Source organism: Olivibacter domesticus (assembly GCF_900109575.1).
In the GTDB taxonomy this organism is placed as follows: Bacteria; Bacteroidota; Bacteroidia; order Sphingobacteriales; family Sphingobacteriaceae; genus Olivibacter; species Olivibacter domesticus.
Genome location: NZ_FOAF01000004.1, coordinates 394,210 through 412,460 on the forward strand (window position 1 = coordinate 394,210; position 18,251 = coordinate 412,460).

Annotated in this window: 18 protein-coding genes; 11 read left to right on the plus strand and 7 right to left on the minus strand. The window is 37.8% G+C overall.

Annotated features, from left to right (window positions below):
• Positions 1-86: 86 nt before the first annotated feature.
• Positions 87-1,418, plus strand: a complete 1,332-nt coding sequence (argH, locus tag BMY50_RS17895; protein ID WP_093327011.1) for an argininosuccinate lyase — start codon at positions 87-89, stop codon at positions 1,416-1,418.
• A gap of 80 nt (positions 1,419-1,498) precedes the next feature.
• On the opposite strand, the gene pyrH is transcribed toward argH, so the two are convergent.
• A complete protein-coding gene (pyrH, locus tag BMY50_RS17900) occupies positions 1,499-2,206 on the minus strand; it encodes a UMP kinase (RefSeq protein ID WP_093327016.1) in 708 nt (235 codons plus the stop codon).
• A gap of 399 nt (positions 2,207-2,605) precedes the next feature.
• Here pyrH and BMY50_RS17905 point away from each other — a divergent pair, with 399 nt between their 5' ends.
• From BMY50_RS17905 to BMY50_RS17915, 3 genes are read left to right on the plus strand one after another with little or no spacing between them, the layout of a single operon-like run.
• Positions 2,606-3,202 carry an SAM-dependent methyltransferase gene (locus BMY50_RS17905; RefSeq protein ID WP_093327019.1) on the plus strand — a complete coding sequence of 199 codons (597 nt, stop codon included), beginning with the start codon at positions 2,606-2,608 and terminating at the stop codon, positions 3,200-3,202.
• A 50-nt stretch (positions 3,203-3,252) separates the two neighbouring features.
• On the plus strand, positions 3,253-4,386 hold the full coding sequence (gene hemW / locus BMY50_RS17910; protein ID WP_093327021.1) for a radical SAM family heme chaperone HemW: 1,134 nt from the start codon (positions 3,253-3,255) through the stop codon (positions 4,384-4,386).
• 13 nt (positions 4,387-4,399) lie between these two features.
• Positions 4,400-5,221: an SDR family oxidoreductase gene (locus BMY50_RS17915; RefSeq protein WP_093327023.1), complete on the plus strand. Its 822-nt coding sequence runs from the start codon at positions 4,400-4,402 to the stop codon at positions 5,219-5,221.
• Between the two features lie 77 nt (positions 5,222-5,298).
• Here the strand turns inward: BMY50_RS17915 and BMY50_RS17920 are convergent, their stop codons facing one another.
• Positions 5,299-6,540, minus strand: coding sequence for a 3-deoxy-D-manno-octulosonic acid transferase (locus BMY50_RS17920; protein ID WP_093327026.1), 1,242 nt, complete (start codon positions 6,538-6,540; stop codon positions 5,299-5,301).
• A gap of 127 nt (positions 6,541-6,667) precedes the next feature.
• On the opposite strand from BMY50_RS17920, the gene BMY50_RS17925 reads away from it, so the two are divergent.
• Genes BMY50_RS17925 through BMY50_RS17940 form a run of 4 tightly spaced genes read left to right on the plus strand, consistent with a single transcriptional unit; the run spans position 6,668 to position 10,840 of the window.
• Entirely contained in the window at positions 6,668-7,651 is a 984-nt protein-coding gene (locus BMY50_RS17925; protein ID WP_093327029.1) for a UDP-glucuronic acid decarboxylase family protein, read from the plus strand.
• A 9-nt stretch (positions 7,652-7,660) separates the two neighbouring features.
• Positions 7,661-8,692, plus strand: a complete 1,032-nt coding sequence (gene galE, locus BMY50_RS17930) for a UDP-glucose 4-epimerase GalE (protein ID WP_093327032.1) — start codon at positions 7,661-7,663, stop codon at positions 8,690-8,692.
• A gap of 45 nt (positions 8,693-8,737) precedes the next feature.
• On the plus strand, positions 8,738-9,787 hold the full coding sequence (gene rfbB / locus BMY50_RS17935) for a dTDP-glucose 4,6-dehydratase (protein ID WP_093327035.1): 1,050 nt from the start codon (positions 8,738-8,740) through the stop codon (positions 9,785-9,787).
• 54 nt (positions 9,788-9,841) lie between these two features.
• The gene (locus tag BMY50_RS17940) at positions 9,842-10,840 is read left to right on the plus strand and encodes a hypothetical protein (RefSeq protein WP_093327037.1); all 999 of its coding nucleotides are present in this window, start codon (positions 9,842-9,844) and stop codon (positions 10,838-10,840) included.
• A gap of 24 nt (positions 10,841-10,864) precedes the next feature.
• Here the strand turns inward: BMY50_RS17940 and BMY50_RS17945 are convergent, their stop codons facing one another.
• The 5 genes from BMY50_RS17945 to rsfS all read right to left on the minus strand — a co-directional run bounded on the left by BMY50_RS17945 (position 10,865) and on the right by rsfS (position 16,089).
• Positions 10,865-11,500, minus strand: a complete 636-nt coding sequence (locus BMY50_RS17945) for a rhomboid family intramembrane serine protease (RefSeq protein ID WP_093327039.1) — start codon at positions 11,498-11,500, stop codon at positions 10,865-10,867.
• A gap of 45 nt (positions 11,501-11,545) precedes the next feature.
• A complete protein-coding gene (locus BMY50_RS17950; RefSeq protein WP_139202287.1) occupies positions 11,546-12,616 on the minus strand; it encodes a PA0069 family radical SAM protein in 1,071 nt (356 codons plus the stop codon).
• A 111-nt stretch (positions 12,617-12,727) separates the two neighbouring features.
• Entirely contained in the window at positions 12,728-13,384 is a 657-nt protein-coding gene (locus tag BMY50_RS17955; protein ID WP_093327042.1) for a LutC/YkgG family protein, read from the minus strand.
• 171 nt (positions 13,385-13,555) lie between these two features.
• Positions 13,556-15,679, minus strand: coding sequence for an ATP-dependent zinc metalloprotease FtsH (gene ftsH / locus BMY50_RS17960; protein ID WP_093327044.1), 2,124 nt, complete (start codon positions 15,677-15,679; stop codon positions 13,556-13,558).
• A 35-nt stretch (positions 15,680-15,714) separates the two neighbouring features.
• Positions 15,715-16,089 carry a ribosome silencing factor gene (rsfS, locus tag BMY50_RS17965; protein WP_093327046.1) on the minus strand — a complete coding sequence of 125 codons (375 nt, stop codon included), beginning with the start codon at positions 16,087-16,089 and terminating at the stop codon, positions 15,715-15,717.
• Between the two features lie 15 nt (positions 16,090-16,104).
• On the opposite strand from rsfS, the gene BMY50_RS17970 reads away from it, so the two are divergent.
• The 3 genes from BMY50_RS17970 to BMY50_RS17980 form a co-directional block, all read left to right on the plus strand.
• A complete protein-coding gene (locus BMY50_RS17970) occupies positions 16,105-16,914 on the plus strand; it encodes a biotin--[acetyl-CoA-carboxylase] ligase (protein ID WP_162276623.1) in 810 nt (269 codons plus the stop codon).
• A gap of 57 nt (positions 16,915-16,971) precedes the next feature.
• Positions 16,972-17,421, plus strand: a complete 450-nt coding sequence (locus tag BMY50_RS17975; protein WP_093327050.1) for a protein-disulfide reductase DsbD N-terminal domain-containing protein — start codon at positions 16,972-16,974, stop codon at positions 17,419-17,421.
• A gap of 140 nt (positions 17,422-17,561) precedes the next feature.
• A partial coding sequence (locus BMY50_RS17980) for a cytochrome c biogenesis protein CcdA (protein ID WP_317040853.1) occupies positions 17,562-18,251 on the plus strand: 690 nt, incomplete at its 3' end.

Consider the following 18,251-nt stretch of genomic DNA (forward strand, 5'->3'; position numbering starts at 1 on the left):
TTAAATATTGCAAAATAATCATTATATCCTTAGTATTTAAATAATTAATTTAGGGTATTATGAGCTTCAAAATAGTATAGATACGAATGAAACTTTGGCAAAAAGAAACGGCAGTTGAGCAGTCGGTCGAAAAATTTACAGTAGGTAATGATCAAGAGATGGATCTCCACCTGGCTTCATTTGATGTATTGGGGTCTTTGGCACATACACAAATGCTCGAGAGCATTGGTTTGCTTACTAAGAAAGAACTGAGCTTGATCCAGAAAGAGCTAAAACAATTATATAAAGAGATCCAAGCTGACGATTTTAAGATTGATGAACATGTAGAAGACATTCACTCTCAAATTGAACTTTTGCTTACACAACGAATAGGCGAAGCTGGAAAGAAAATACACAGTGGAAGGTCCAGAAATGACCAGGTGTTGGTTGATCTAAAACTCTATTTCAGAAGTGAAATAAAAAAAATCGTCGAAGGCACACAGGAACTGTTTAAATTATTGATTCAACTAAGTAATACCCATAAGGATGTATTAATGCCTGGTTATACACATCTACAAATTGCCATGCCTTCCTCTTTTGGATTATGGTTTGGCGCATATGCCGAGAGCTTAGTGGACGATCTGGAATTAATGCTTGCAGCATGGAAAGTTTGTAATAAAAACCCACTTGGATCTGCCGCTGGTTATGGTTCTTCTTTTCCATTAAACCGTACGCTAACTACTGAATTATTGGGTTTTGAAACACTCAATTACAATGTGGTTTATGCCCAAATGGGTAGAGGAAAGACAGAGCGTATACTGGCACAAGGTATGAGTACTATAGCCGCAACATTGGCCAAAATGGCTATGGACGCTTGCCTTTACATGAGTCAAAATTTTGGGTTTATAAGCTTCCCAGATGAGCTCACAACAGGGTCGAGTATTATGCCTCACAAAAAAAATCCCGATGTTTTCGAGCTTATACGTTCACGTTGTAATAAAATCCAGGCGCTGCCAAATGAGATAGCCTTGATGACAACGAATTTACCTATGGGGTATCATAGAGATCTGCAATTATTAAAGGAAAATTTATTCCCCGCTTTTCGGTCGCTCAACGAATGCCTTCAAATGACAGTTTTGATGCTGAGTAATATCCGGATCAATTCAACTATTTTAGATGATCCCAAATATAATTATTTATTTAGTGTTGAGGTGGTGAATAATGAAGTGCTTAAAGGAGTACCTTTCAGAGAGGCTTATAAGAATATTGGCCTATCCATAGAAAATGGCTCATTTCGGCCGATAAAGGAGGTAAAACACACCCACGAAGGGAGTATAGGCAACCTACAGAATAACGAAATAAAAAATCTTTTTGAAAAGGTTATTGCCGAATTTGGTTTCAGCAAAGTAGACAAGGCACTAAAGGATCTTTTACGATAATGAGATGAGAAAGGTAGAAAGGTTATTATTTAGTTTCCCTTCTACCTTTATTATTATCTTATTATTTTTAACACGAATAATTAATCTTTAACCAAAGTACCGATTACTTCCCCTTTTGCTAAACGAGTAAGGTTGCCGCTCTTGTTCATATCGAACACGATGATCGGTAACTTATTTTCCTGGCATAAGGTAAAAGCAGTCATATCCATTACATTTAATCCCTGATTATACACATCTTGGAACGTAATCTGATCAAATTTAGTAGCATTTGGATCTTTTTCAGGATCGGCTGTATAGATACCATCCACGCGCGTTCCTTTTAAAACCACATCCGCATTAATCTCTATTGCTCTTAGAGAAGCAGCGGTATCTGTAGTAAAATATGGATTTCCTGTTCCAGCACCAAAAATCACAATTCTTCCCTTTTCCAAGTGTCTTACAGCCCTGCGGCGGATAAAAGGTTCGCAAATCTGCTCCATTTTGATCGCCGTTAACAAACGAGTTTTCATACCAGATTTCTCCAACGCATCTTGCAGGGCCATGCTATTAATAACTGTTGCTAACATACCCATGTAATCGGCTTGCACACGATCCATACCTGCCTTTTCAGCGCTTAAACCTCTATAAATATTACCTCCTCCTATCACAATTGCAATCTCAACCCCTTCATCGTATACTGTTTTGATTTCTTTTGCATATTGGGCTACACGGTCTATATCTATTCCGTATTGTTTGCTGCCCATCAAGGCTTCTCCGCTAAGTTTTAGTAGGATACGTTTGTATTTCATCAGAATATAATTATTAATGAGTGTAAATGTGAATTGATATTTATAATGTTCTTACACTCGGTTTGTTTTATAAGGAAATAATGGAATTTGGCTCTATGTTCTTGCTTTTGATGAGTTCCGTTTTTTACGGGTTCCATTTTTTTTAATTCTGGGAGTTAAATGATATTATTAATGGGCCGCTGATCTAATGATAGACAAATCAACCCGCCAAAGATATTAAAAAAATCACAACAAACCAGTTATCTGTTTAAGCAAGTTTCCACAAGCGTTTAGCAAACAATCTGTTGAACAATTTTTGAACATTTATGTATTTCTACTATCAAATACTTAAAAAAGGGTATGATTGTTGTACATACGAGCAATAAATCAGTAGATTTTAAAAAACCTTAACACATAACTATGGCTTTTAACCGTTTGAATGCCGCTTTAAAAGAAAGCATAAATGCCAATAAAATTTTATTCTTCCTATGCTTTCTTCTTTTTATTACTTGGTCTTCTACTTCTGTAGCACAAGAAACAGAAGAACATTTAGATGTTCCTTATGTATCAACTAAACCCGAAGTTGTAGAGGCTATGCTTAAAATAGCAAATGTTAATAAGGATGATTTGATTTATGACTTGGGATGTGGTGATGGTAGAATTGTTATCATGGCAGCAAAAGAATATGGTGCCAAGGGGGTAGGTGTTGATATTGATCCCTTACGCATAAAAGAGGCTAACGAAAATGCGATTAAGGAGGGAGTAACGGATCACGTCACCTTTATTGAGCAAGATTTATTTGAAGTGGACTTTAGTAAGGCTTCTGTTGTAACGCTTTACCTTTTACCTTATGTTAATTTAAAACTTCGCCCCCTACTTTTAGAAAAATTAAAACCTGGTACCAGAGTTGTTTCAAACGAATTTGACATGGGCGATTGGAAACCAGAAAAGCAGATAACTGTCGGTGGGTCGACCCTTTACTTTTGGACAATACCGGAAAAAGGCACAGTTAATTAGACAATAGCCGAGAAATTATTTATTTATCCGAATAACACTAACTTTGCCGAATGGCGGGTGTTTATTTTCATATTCCTTTTTGTAAGCAGGCTTGTCACTACTGCGATTTTCATTTTAGTACTTCTTTCAAGCATAAAGATGAAATGCTGCAAGCGATGTTACAGGAAATTAACCTTCAAGCAAACTACTTAGAAAATGAGGAGATCGAGACGCTATATTTTGGTGGTGGCACCCCCTCCTTGCTTGAAACAGATGATATCAACGCTTTAATTGACGAAATAGCCAAGCGCCACACTATTAAGGATAACGCAGAAATCACCTTGGAAGCGAACCCTGACGACCTTCATATAAAGAAGGTTAAAGAATTACGAGAAACACCCATTAACCGATTTAGTATAGGAGTTCAATCTTTCTATGAAGAAGATTTAGTGTGGATGAACCGCGCCCATAGTGCTTCAGAAGCAGACAGTAGTATAAAAAGGGTACAAGACGCTGGTTTCGAAAACATAACAGCCGACCTTATTTACGGATTCCCACTACTAACCGATGTCAAGTGGAAGGCCAATATTGATAAGCTCTTAGCTTATAACATTCCTCATATTTCTGCCTACAGCATGACGGTAGAAGCTAAAACAGCGTTAGCTCATTTCATTAAAAGCGGTAAGCAAAAAGCTATGAACGAAGAACAAAGCGCGAATCAATTCTATATATTAAGTGATATTTTAACTAATGCAGGCTTTGAGCATTATGAGATATCCAATTACGCGCGACCTCAATCATATGCCGTTCACAATACGAACTATTGGAAGTCAAGGCCGTATCTGGGCATTGGCCCTTCGGCTCATTCTTTTAACGGTAAGCAAAGACAATGGAATATCAACAACAATGCGCAATATATTTCAAGCCTATTAAAGCAAATAATTCCTGCAGAAATTGAAAACCTAACGCTATATGACAAAATAAATGAATATATCATGACTTCTTTACGTACTATGTGGGGTATGGACCTCAGCCTAGTCGAACGTCAGTATGGTGATGACTATAAAAGGAAAATCGTTAAAAAAATAGCTAGCTTTGAAGACGCTAATCAGGCGATTTTAAACAATGGCACAATCACTTTAACATTCAATGGTAAGTTAGTTGCAGATCAGATCGCTGCTGATTTATTTTTTGACGAAGAATAACCAACCCGTAGAAATGAGGAATAAAAAAAACAAAAACATAGCCTCTGCTAGCCAAGTGATCTGGATTATCGGTGCCTCTTCCGGCATTGGAGAAGCCCTTGCTAGACATTATAGTGCTTCGGGGGCAAAGCTTATTCTTTCAGCCCGTTCAAGAGACAAGCTCTATAGTGTTAAATCAACATGTAAAGGAAACCCGATGAATACGCACGTACTCCCACTAAATCTTGAAAATATAGCGGATCTTAATCAGCATGCGCAGGAAGCATTGCGTATCTTTGGAAGAATAGACATTTTAATACATTCGGCAGGCGTTACTCAAAGGGCGCTCGCACTAGACACAGACATTACAGTGGCCCAAAAAATCATGAATATCAATTATTGGGGGCCTGTAGCACTCACACAGGCTGTCCTTCCAACAATGATAAAACAGGGAAGTGGGCATCTTGTGGTTATAAGCAGTCTAATGGGAAAAATAGGAACGCGTTTTAGATCGTCATATGCGGCCTCCAAACATGCTCTACATGGTTATTTTGAGTCGTTGAGATCGGAAATTTATGATGACAATATTGACATAAGCATGGTCTGCCCCGGCTTTGTTAGCACCTCGTTGGGAGAAAAAGCATTGAAAGGGAATGGCGAATTGTACCAAAAGAAAGATAACATTCACAATGACGCCATGTCTGCCGACAAATTTGTAAGCAAACTTGCTCCCTATCTCCATAAACGAAAAGAGGAAATATTTATAGCAGGTAGTGAAATTAAAGTTATCTGGGCAAGCAAATACCTCCCAGGAAAGTTATTTAGAAAAAAAATGCGTGAGGCGAAGGTTATTTAAGGGGTCTCGGCTGCTTATTACACAAGAATTTGTTAGTTGCAAACTTAAATTCTAGGTTTAAGTTTTGTCTGCGTACGCTATGACTTAAACCTAGCTATGTAATCCATAATTTTCTGTGTTGCTCCCGCCTGTTGTTGAACATATCCAAAAGCTCTCTCGCCAGCGATTTGCCTTGTGTGCTCGTCTTGAAATCTTTCAAAAACATCCACAAATTCTTGTAAGTTGTGTACGCTAAAAGCAGCTTTTGCACCAATTAAATCTTTTGCCTCTTGAAATTTATGGTACTCAGGACCAAACACCACCGGTACGCCATAAGTTGCTGCTTCCAAAATATTATGAATACCAACACCGAAGCCCCCACCGATATAAGCCATATCAGCATATCCGTATAGGTAAGATAACATTCCGATATTATCGATGATCAGCACATATGGCTCTTTACCATGCACAATATCTGCACCAGCATTGAGTACTGAAAAGCGAACACTATCCTTAAAACGGCTATCAACTTCTTTTAAATGTAGTGCATCAATTATATGTGGCGCAATAATCAACTTCCATTCCGGATATACTTGCCTCCATGCCATTAGTAGTTCCTCATCGGGTAGCCAGGTGCTTCCTGCTACTAAAACTTTATTACTGGCTACAAACGTTGATATGATATCAATATTTCTTTTTTTTAATGAAAGATTGGCTACCCTATCAAACCGAGTATCTCCCGTGAGTGTAACGGCATCAATACCGATCTCCTGTAATAATATTACGCTCTCCTGATTTTGCACAAAGAAATGCTTTACATAATAAAGGGTAGATCTAAAAAAGCCTCCATACCATTTAAAAAAAGGTTGACTTTTTCTAAATATGGCCGAAACTAAATAAAGAGGTATGTTTCGCTGATGCAGTAGTTTTAAGTAATTGTGCCAAAATTCATATTTGACGAAAAAGACCTCTTCAGGCTTTATCAAATCAATAAATTTCTTAGCATTTCCTGGTGTATCCGCAGGAAGGTAAAAAACATGGTCGGCCTTTGCATAATTAGCCCTTACATCATAGCCAGACGGAGAAAAAAAGGTAACTACAATAGTCTTTTCAGGAAAATATTCCCGATAAGCCTCCAAAACAGTACGTCCCTGTTCGAACTCTCCCAACGAAGCGAAATGAAACCATACGTGCGACTTTGACCTATCAATTTTGCTCTCAATTAACTGGAATAAACCCTTACGTCCATCTCTCCATTTTTGAACTCTCTGGTTAAAGGGCGCCATCATAAACACAAGAGCTTGCCCCAAATAAATACCGATGTTATAAAGAATCCACATAAAAGACAGGAATTTAGTACAATATATTATTGTTTCCGTACGGTAATTGTTTACCTTAAGAAACGGCAATTATATTCAATTTGTTTATCTTCGCCAAAGAATATTCATAACAATTTGCGTTAACATTATGCCGAGAGAACGAATACTTATTACGGGCGCCGCAGGCTTTTTAGGCTCCCACCTTTGTGATAGGTTCATTAAAGAGGATTTTCACGTAATAGGAATGGATAATCTAATTACTGGAGATCTACGAAATATCGAACATTTATTTCAACTTGAAAATTTTGAATTTTACAATCATGATGTTTCTAAATTTGTACATGTTCCTGGCAAGTTAGATTATATACTTCATTTTGCTTCACCTGCCAGCCCTATAGATTACTTACGAATACCTATTCAGACACTGAAGGTCGGATCATTAGGCACTCACAATCTGCTAGGCCTAGCACGAGCAAAGAAATCACGTATATTAGTAGCCTCTACTTCAGAAGTATACGGAGATCCGGCAGTTAGCCCTCAGTCAGAAGGATATTGGGGAAATGTGAATCCTGTTGGACCACGGGGAGTATACGATGAAGCTAAACGCTTTCAAGAGGCTATTACAATGGCATATCATACTTTTCATGGCCTAGATACCCGCATTGTTAGAATATTTAATACTTATGGCCCACGTATGCGACTCAATGACGGCAGGGTATTACCCGCCTTTATTGGACAAGCATTGAGAGGAGAAGACTTGACAGTCTTCGGCGACGGATCTCAAACGCGATCATTTTGCTATGTTGATGACGAGATAGAAGGGATCTATCGTTTACTCATGAGTAATTACACACAGCCTATGAATATAGGCAACCCCGATGAAATCACGATCAAACAGTTTGGGGAAGAGATCATCAAATTGACAGGAACTAAACAAAAGTTAATTTACAAAGATTTACCTGCAGATGATCCTAAACAACGGCAACCAGATATTACCAAGGCCAAAGAGATACTAGGATGGAGCCCAAAGGTAAACAGAGCGGAAGGATTAAAAATAACTTACGAATACTTCAAATCATTACCAGAACAGGAAATAAAACATAAGGATTTTACGTATTATAACAAGCATTAAATAGTTTTTATGAGCAAAATATTAGTTACCGGAGGTACCGGCTACATTGGTTCGCACACGGTGGTTGAACTTCAAAATGCTGGCTATACACCTATCATTATCGATGATTTATCGAACTCCAATAAAGGCGTTTTAAAACAGATTGAAGCCATCACAGGTATTGCCCCGCTATTTCATGAGTTTGACCTTTGCAATGAGAAACAAGTTACTGACTTTGTTAACAATAATACGGATATAACCGGGGTGATACACTTCGCTGCTAGTAAAGCCGTTGGCGAGTCTGTTGATGAACCACTAAAATATTATCGAAACAACTTTTTTTCATTAATCAACTTGTTAAATGCTTATAAGGGTAAAGAAATAAATTTTGTTTTTTCTTCTAGCTGTACAGTATATGGCCAACCAGAGCAGCTACCAGTAACTGAAAGTGCACCGGTACAAAAGGCCGAGTCTCCCTACGGCAATACCAAACAAGTTGCCGAAGAAATCCTAGCCGATACCGCAAAAGCTTTCCAAAACTATCACATCATTGCCTTACGTTATTTTAATCCCGTTGGAGCCCATGAAAGTGCATTGATTGGCGAACTTCCTTTGGGTGTCCCACAAAACTTAGTCCCTTTCATTACACAAACGGCTATTGGAAAACGCGAAAAGATAACGGTATTCGGTAATGACTATGACACGCCCGACGGATCTGCAATTAGGGACTATATTCATGTAGTGGATTTAGCGAAGGCTCATGTTGCTGCTATCAAACGCATGGAAGAAAATAAATCTGAAAACAACTATGAAGTTTTTAATATTGGTACGGGAAAAGGGCTTTCAGTACTCGAAATAATAAATGCTTTTGAAGCCTCCACCGGTGTTAAACTTAACTATCAAATTGGTCCCCGGAGAGCTGGTGATATAGAAAAGGTTTGGGGCGATGTTTCCAAATCCACTAACATATTGGGTTGGAAAGCTGCACTTGACATCAACGAAATGATGCGTTCAGCTTGGGTTTGGGAATTATATTTAAAAGAAAATACACCATTTGGTTAAATGTGATAGCTTTCGCAGCCAAGTTTCAAAAATTAAAATTTAATTATAATGAAGATAATCATTACAGGAGGAGCCGGTTTTATAGGATCTCACGTTGTTCGTCGCTTTGTAAACACCTATCCAAACTACCAGATCATTAATTTGGATAAATTAACCTACGCCGGAAATTTAGCCAATTTAAAGGATATTGAAAAAGCAGAAAACTATCGTTTCGTTAAAGGAGATATTACGGATGCCCCTTTTATTGATAATCTTTTTGCGCAGGAGAAACCTGACGCGGTAATACATTTAGCTGCTGAATCGCACGTAGATCGTTCTATTAGCAATCCAATTGATTTTGTATTAACCAACGTTGTAGGAACGGTAAATCTTCTGAATGCAGCACGCGAATACTGGAAAAATGACTATACAGGTAAACGCTTCTATCATGTTAGCACCGATGAAGTGTATGGTGCCTTAGGAGACACGGGTATGTTCACGGAAGAAACTAAATATGATCCGCATTCACCTTATTCTGCGTCCAAAGCGAGCTCTGATCACTTCGTACGCGCTTATCAGGATACTTATGGGTTAAATACCGTTATATCTAATTGCTCTAACAATTATGGCTCACACCACTTTCCGGAAAAGTTAATCCCCCTTGCTATTCACAATATTAAAAATAACAAACCTGTGCCCGTGTATGGTAAAGGAGAAAATATTCGCGACTGGCTCTGGGTGGAAGATCACGCACGGGCAATAGATGTAATTTTTCACCAGGCGGAAGCGGGAGACACCTACAATATAGGAGGTCATAATGAATGGAAAAATATTGACCTCATACAGCTGCTTTGTACTATAATGGACAAGAAGCTAAACCGTCAGCCAGGTGAATCTGCCAAGTTGATCACCTTTGTGAAAGATCGAGCAGGACACGATTTGCGCTATGCCATAGACTCTACGAAGCTCCAAAAGAATCTTGACTGGGTACCTAGCCTACAATTTGAGGAGGGTTTAGAGAAAACTGTCGACTGGTATATGGCTAATGAAGAATGGTTAGAGAATGTCACTTCTGGAGCCTATCAAGAATACTATGAAAATCAATATGGGAATTAGTATTCGTTATTGCTTTTTACATACTCTTAGCTAGAGGAATAATAATTACTATTCATGCCTATTATATTATATAATCCATTTGATAAGTTTCTTTTTGACAGTAAAACCTGTTTTTTAAGTGGATTACCATTGTCTTCTATCGATGAGGAAACACATGTATTTCCTCTGTGGTTAATGAAGGAATTTGATCTCGAAGATAAGCCATTTAAGCTATTAGATGAAAGTATCTCGACCTATAAAAAACTTAAGCTGCCATGCGCGGCCTCTACAATTGGTCCCTTAGAATCTTTGGAGAATAAAATATCTTCAGCTTTTTTACAGGGATATGAGTCAGTAAAAGCACTCGATAAATTGGTGCTTTTCCAATGGATCGGAAAACTTCTCTATGGCATCGTGTTTAATGAGATTCAAATAGGAATACGCCAGCAGCTCATTAATGGAGAAGCAATAAACTTTTCCCAAGCGCTAGCAAAGAAGTTCACCAATTTGCATTACATGCTTCAGTCGATCATCCAACCCATTGAATTTGAAAACGCCATGCCTTTCAGTATTAACGTTTTTGAGGTAGATAATCCCGACAACACGTTTAGCTACAGAGACGAAATAAATACATTGGTATTTTCACTACGAATGAAAAACTTTGGTATTACGGCATGTTTACAGGATAATGGCGCTAATGACATCTATCATGAAAAGATTCTAAAAGCAATAGCAGGGAACAAGCTCCACGCCATTCAGTTTGAAGAGTTATGTGGCCTATACTTTTATTCAGCATATTTATTTAATCGGCTTCCGGAATACACCATCCTACCCACGGATCAAGCTATATACATAGAGCCTATGTCTTTGAAAGGTATGGATGCACGCCCTATTTTTGACACCTTTCAAGTAAAAACACTTGGTCAGGTATTAGAAAACTTTTGGAAACCGTGGGGCTTTTCCTTATTTGAAATCATCAAAAATCCAGAAAAACCGATGACTTTTTTAACAGATGACAATGGAAATTTTCGTTCTGCCGAAACGATAGCACTATTTAAAGGACCAGCGAATTAGCTATTAGCTGGTCTTTTCATTTCGTTAAGCAACTAATTGTCCTACCGCATTAAAAAAATGTCCTATCACCTGCGGATACAATACAATTGTTAAAGCTACTCCTACCAAAGCCCCATAAAAATGAGCATCGTGATTAACACCATCTCTTCCACCAGCCTTCGCTGCCCATATACAATAGAATAAAAACAATGGGCCAAAAACAACTGCCGGTATCGGAATAAAAAATACCCCTATATAAGATGTAGGTTGAAATAATATAGCACTAAACAACACCCCACATATTGCCCCTGATGCTCCTAAACTGTGATAGTTATAATTATTCTTTTGTTTAACCATTGTTCCAATATCGCTCAGGATAAGACTCATGAAATAAATTAAGGCGAACTGTACATGGCCCCAACTACTTATAGAAACAAGAATTTTCTCCAATTGGAAACCAAAAAAAGAGAAGGTGAACATATTAAAAAATAAGTGCATCCAATCTTTATGAATTAGTCCACTTGTGATTAACGTATAGACACGTTGCCCTCTGCTCACGCTATACGGATGCAGCATAAACTTTACTAAAACATCTTGATGAGAAAATGCATAGATACTTGTAATAAGTGTAAAGATAAAAATTAAACTAGCAACGGGTGTTTCTATTATATAGCTTTCCATAAATAAATAATGTCTGTGAAAATAACGAAAAAAGCCGTATTTATGCTAAAATAGATCTAATTGTTTTCCATTCAATGGGGTAAACAGGTCTGTACGCAATGTGGTCAACTTATTCTCTCCCATAAACTTTGTTACTGCTAACTTGAACAATTGATGAATACTTTCGGCAAGTTTTCCATCTCCCCGCATTCTTCTTCCAAACTGACTATCATTTAGCTTACCATCGTGACAGGAGGCGATTCCATGAAGCACTTTTTCGGCCCTATCTGGATATGCTTTATGTATCCAATCCTGGAAGATTTCACTTATCGCTCCATTTAATCGTACAAGTGTGAAAGATGCCGCTTTAGCACCGTTTTTCGCAGCTTGTTCAATTAATTTCGGCATCTCGTCACTGTTGAGACCCGGAATAATCGGTGCACACATCAGCATAACAGGCACGCCAGCGTCACTTAATAATTTTATGACTTTTAGTCGTCCGCTTGCCGTTACCGTACGCGGTTCCATTTTTTGTCGCAATGTCTCGTCCAATGAGTTAATGGTAATCGCTACATTAACAAGTTGTTGATCTGCTAATTCCTTTAACAGTTCTAAATCCCTTAAAATCAAATTGTTTTTACTTATGATAGAGATAGGGTGTTTATATTTTAAAAAAACTTGCAATAAAGATTGCGTTAATTTGAGTTTACGTTCTAAAGGTTGGTAGCAATCTGTATTTCCTGACAACATGATGGGAGCCGGTATATAGTTTTTATTATTGAATTCTTTCTCCAATAACTCCGCGCAATTCCTTTTAACAATAATCTTCCGTTCAAAATCAAGTCCTGCACTATACCCCCAATACTCATGAGCATTGCGAGCGTAACAGTAAATACAGCCATGTTCGCATCCTTGATAAGGATTTATAGAACGCATGAAACGTAAGTCTGGGCTATCACTTTCGCTTATAATTTTTTTTGGATACGATTCGATTATTTGCGTAGCACTATTTTCTAAAAAAATCTCGTCTAGTCCCTCAATGTGCTCCGTGACGTACTTATTCTTGAAGAATTTATTATGCGTATTTATTTGCGCACCTCTGCCTTTAAGGTAATCATCATTCTGCAAAGCCTCCATAAAGCAAATATACTAAAAATATTAGTATATCAAATTTCAATAGGCCTGATTTCAAAACAAATCTGTATAAAAACTAATTTATTTAGTTTTTATACAGTCGAGAAAATTAAATTAGCAAGAGATTATGGTATCGTCTAATAATAACAGGTACAATTGCTTAGGTCCGTGTGCGCCAAGAACTAAGGTTTTTTCGATGTCCGCTGTACGACTTGGTCCAGTAATAGTACTTATCATGGACGGCATACTCAGCTCATATTTATTTCTTACAAGCTCAAACCCATCTTTTAGATCCATGACAATCTGAGAAGTATAAGCTATTACAACGTGTACATGTGGGTATATACTTAATCTTCTTCCAGCCATATTGCCATTACTTACCATAATGCTTCCAGTTCTAGCTATTAAAGCTTCACAAGTTGTAACCCCCACCTCGGCATTTACAAAATCAGTATCAGATTTAAAATATGGAAATTCATAACGATCCAATATCGCTTGCACTTCTTCTTCCCATGCATAAATCTTCTTAACATCCTCCTTCTCCGTTATACCTATTAACCCTTCTGCCAACTGTATTTCATCTTCGCAAAAGATAAAGTTTCCGGCCACAGATGTAAAATGCTTAGCAAATGTAACTTCAATTGCATCCTCATCGTCTGTTTGTTTATATAAAGGGAGCTCCTCCAGATTCGGGTAGGGATTATCTCTCTTTACGAGCAACGCCTTCCTAATCTTTTTTAATAACCTTTCCTTTGCTGTGGCCTCTTGCATATAAGTAAATTTGATAGGCGCAATTTATGAGTTTTTTTTAATACAGTTGCTGTTAGCTTAAAAGTGATCAGCGAAAATTAGAGATTATATAATGAAAAAGGCATCACTAAGAGTGATGCCTCAATAATATTATGAAAGACTGCTGAAATTATTACTTATAAGAGCAGAAAATTAGTTGCTTGTCTTCGTCTCATTATTTTCATCAGAAGCTTTATTATTTTCAAAAGTTCCTGAGTTATCACCAACACCTTCATGTAATAAACCTTCAGCGGCCTTACGCTGATCAGCAGATCCTTCGTCACCGTTTACAAATTCATCATAAGTAGTTCGGTGATCAAAGGGGCGTTTACCAAGAATTTCCTCTAAGTCTGATTGAAAGAGAATTTCTCTTTCCAAAAGCTTCTCTGCTAACGCTTTTAGTCCCGCCGAATTTTCTTTTAAAAGATTCTTTGTCTTTTCATACACATCGCCAATTAAATTACGAACTTCATCATCAATCAGCTCCGCTGTTTTCTCCGAATAAGGTTTTTGAAACTGTGACTCTTGACTATCATTGAAAGAAATGTTGCCCACTTTGGCATTCATTCCATAAATCCCCACCATTGCATAAGCTAGTTTTGTAATTCTCTCTAGATCATTTTGCGCGCCTGTAGAAATTTTTCCAAAAGTCAAGTCTTCTGCTACCCTACCCCCCATCGTCATACACATTCCATCTATCAATTGTTCCGTTGTATATAGAAATTGTTCTTTCGGCAAATATTGAGCATATCCTAATGCCGCTACTCCCCTAGGAACAATAGAAACTTTTACCAAGGGATCGGCATGTTCTAAAAACCATCCAGCGATTGCATGCCCTGCTTCATGATAAGCTACAATTCTTTTTTCTTCCGGAGATATAATCTTATTTTTCTTTTCAAGCCCACCGATCACTCTATCAATAGCATCTTGAAAATCCTGCATATCCACAGATTCCTTATTCCTCCGTGCGGCTATCAGCGCTGCTTCGTTACATACATTAGCAATCTCAGCTCCAGCAAATCCTGGCGTTTGCGCAGAGAGCTTCTTTGCTTCCACGTCTGCCGACAGTTTAATTGGTTTAAGATGAACCTTGAAAATCTGCTCTCTTCCGACTAAATCGGGTTTATCAATCGAAATCTGTCTGTCGAAACGACCAGGTCGTAATAGGGCCGAATCCAAAACGTCCGGCCTATTTGTTGCAGCGAGAATAATGATTCCCGAATCTGTTCCAAAGCCATCCATTTCCACCAATAACTGGTTGAGTGTATTTTCCCGTTCATCATTGCCTCCGACTATATTATTCTTTCCACGAGCTCTTCCTATCGCATCAATCTCGTCAATAAAAATAATACAAGGAGCTTTATCTTTCGCTTGCTTAAATAAGTCTCTTACACGTGATGCACCAACACCTACAAACATTTCAACAAAATCAGAACCAGAAAGTGAGAAAAAGGGAACCTGTGCCTCACCTGCGACTGCTTTTGCTAATAGGGTTTTTCCTGTACCGGGTGATCCTACCAGTAATGCACCTTTCGGAATCTTTCCACCCAAGTTAGTATACTTCTTAGGATTTCTTAAAAAATCAACAATTTCCATTACTTCCTGCTTAGCCTCTTCAAGCCCTGCAACATCATTAAAAGTAATGTTGACTTGTGATTCTTTATCAAAAAGTTGTGCCTTAGACTTTCCAATATTAAAGATTTGACCGCCTGCACCACCTGCACCGCCTCCCATTCTACGCATTATAAATACCCAGAATAAAATAACTAAACCTAAAGGCAAAATAATAGACAATAGCCAGCCAGTCCAGGGACTGTTACGCTCTTCTAAAGTGACACTTACCTTTTCATTCTCTGGAACTCCTTGTTGTGCGGCATTTAGCTTACGCTCCAATGCATCAAAAGATCCATCCTGAAAAAAATATTGAGGTCCAGCATTTCCACTAGTTAAATTGAGACTGTTACTTTTAGGTTTTACATCCTTATACTTTTCTTCTCCTAACCGATCTTTTTTAATATAAACCTCAACTCCTATTAACTCGTTTCGTTTGTATGCTACAATCTTTTCTACATCACCTGCTTTAAGCATGGTAGCCTCAAATTTTTGATAGGTTATTTCTTTGGCGTTTTCGCCTGTAAAGACATATTGTAAAGCGATAAAACCCAATATCATAGCGACCCAAAGCCACATAATATTGAATTTAGGAGGTTTTGGGGTTATTTTTTTCCCCGGAACTTTTTTTAATTTCCCAGGTTGATTTGACATATTTTCTTTCATAAATTGTTATCCTGTTTGTTTTATTTTTTGGGCAATTAAGCACTCTGAAAGTACTTAAGTTCTGCATCGCCCCACAGATCTTCAATCGCATAAAACTGCCTTTTATCCGACTTAAATACATGAACCACTACATCTATATAATCTAATAGAATCCATTCAGCATGATCAAAGCCCTCTTTACGCCAAGGATCCTGTTTTAATGTTTTATGCACTTCTTCTTCCACACTTTTGGCTATTGCCCTTACTTGAGTAGTAGACTCTGCATGACAAATTACAAAGTAATCAGATACAGAACTATAAACATTTTGCAGGTCTAATCTAGCTATTTCGTTACCTTTTTTCTCCTGAATACCGTGTATTATAACTTCTGAGAGATAGGTAGATTCTTTAACCTTTTTACTTTTTACCATTAAAAAATTTTAGTTTTGAACAGTTTTTCATTTAATGCCATAAAGACTTTGCAAAGTAACACTTTTTTGGGACTTATTGTTGGAGAAAATATTATTACTCTTCAACGGGTAAGTTCTACAAATGATTATCTTAAATCTAATCTGTCAAATTCTACGCCATATAGTGAAGGTACTGTAATAATGGCAGAAGATCAATATGCCGGAAAAGGACAGGCAGGAAATATTTGGCGGAGTGAAGCTGGTCAAAATTTGACTTTCAGTATTTTATTGAACCCTCTTTTCCTGCCTCCCGCCGAGCAGTTTAAGCTGAATATAGCTGTTAGTTTAAGTATTTTAGACTTTTTAAAGCCAATAGTCGGTAAAGATCTTTTTATAAAATGGCCAAACGATATCTATATAGGTAACAAAAAAATAGGCGGAATCTTAATTGAGAATATTATTAGAGGTAAGAACTGGAAACATGCCATAGTTGGCATAGGTTTGAATATTAATCAGACATATTTTGACCCAAATAGTGCGAGAGCAGCTTCACTTAAATCATTACTTCATAAACATTTTGATTTAAAACAGCTTCTTACCGATTGCTGCCACTGCATAAGCATAAGATACCAAGAACTTCACTCGAAAAGCTACCTAAAGCAAAAAGAAGAATATAAATCATACCTATTCCGACTAAATCAGCGAAGCCTCTTCTCTATAAATGGCGTAACGGTTGAGGGCATGGTTATTGATGTAAACGACGAAGGAAAGTTACTCGTAAATTTTAATGGGCATATGACTGATTTTGGAATAAAAGAAATTAGCTTTGTCATCGATAAATTGTAGTATTAAACTTTTAATAGACAAAATAGTCTTATAAAACACGTTAAAACGATTTCACATATGAAAAAATTAAGTGCATTATTAGCATTTGTACTGCTCACCACCTTAACCACCTCAGCACAAATCAAAACTCCTGTTAAATGGTCTTACGCCGCAAAAAAATTAAATAATAATGAGGCAATGGTGCTCATAAAAGCCACCATAGAAAAGGGGTGGCATGTATATTCACAAAACATAAAACCCGGAGGCCCTATTCCAACAAGCTTTACTTTTGCTAAATCTGCTGATTACGCTGTTCTAGGAAAAACGAGTGAACCTAAAGGCATCAGTCATTTTGAAAAAGTATTTGATATGGATGTTGTATATTTCGAAAATGCTGTAGTATTTCAGCAAAAAATTAAATTAAATAAGGCCACAACCAACGTAAAAGGCACGGTCGAGTTTATGGTTTGTAATGACAAAGAATGTTTACCTCCCGACGAAGTAAATTTTAGCATTCCTGTTAAATAATAAAAAAGCAGCTAATGGCTGCTTTTTACACCCTTCTCAACACCTAAACGCTGACATACTATTATTTACATTAATGCGACCATCCAAATGGGACGCTAGTCAATAATATTTGCTAATTTCACGCCTTCAAAAGAAAAATAATGTTTAAGAAGTATTTTATCATTGTTGTTACAGGTATTTTATTAGTTTTCTTTGCGAAAAACGTTTCTGCATTTACCATACAAGCTGATACCATTTCATTAGATGATATCGAGTTCACCGAAATAACGGAAGATACCAGTACCAGCAACGACAGTCTTTCTGCCCCATATGAGAAAGAAAAGGCGGCACAGGCACCGCAGGGAAGCGCCGTGAAAGCTGGTGACGAAACAGACATTTCCCTCTGGCAGATATTCATTAACGGACTGCTATTCGGTTTTGCAGCCATCCTGATGCCCTGCATTTTCCCCATGCTTCCCCTAACGGTCAGTTTTTTCACCAAAAGGGCCGGTACAAGGGCCAGGGCCATTGGACAGGCAACCATCTATGGTTTATCCATTATTATCATTTACGTCGCCCTGGGCATGCTGGTCACCATCTTCTTCGGCTCAGATGCGCTCAATGCCCTCTCTACCAATGGTGTCTTCAACTTCCTGTTCTTTTTATTACTGGTAGCCTTTGGAGCCTCCTTTCTGGGAGCCTTTGAGATCACCCTGCCCAGTTCATTTGTCAATAAGATCGACGCCAAATCTGATCAGGGAGGGCTCATAGGGATCTTTTTTATGGCTTTCAGCCTTGCCCTGGTGTCTTTCTCCTGTACAGGTCCGCTGATAGGGACCCTGCTGGTCGAC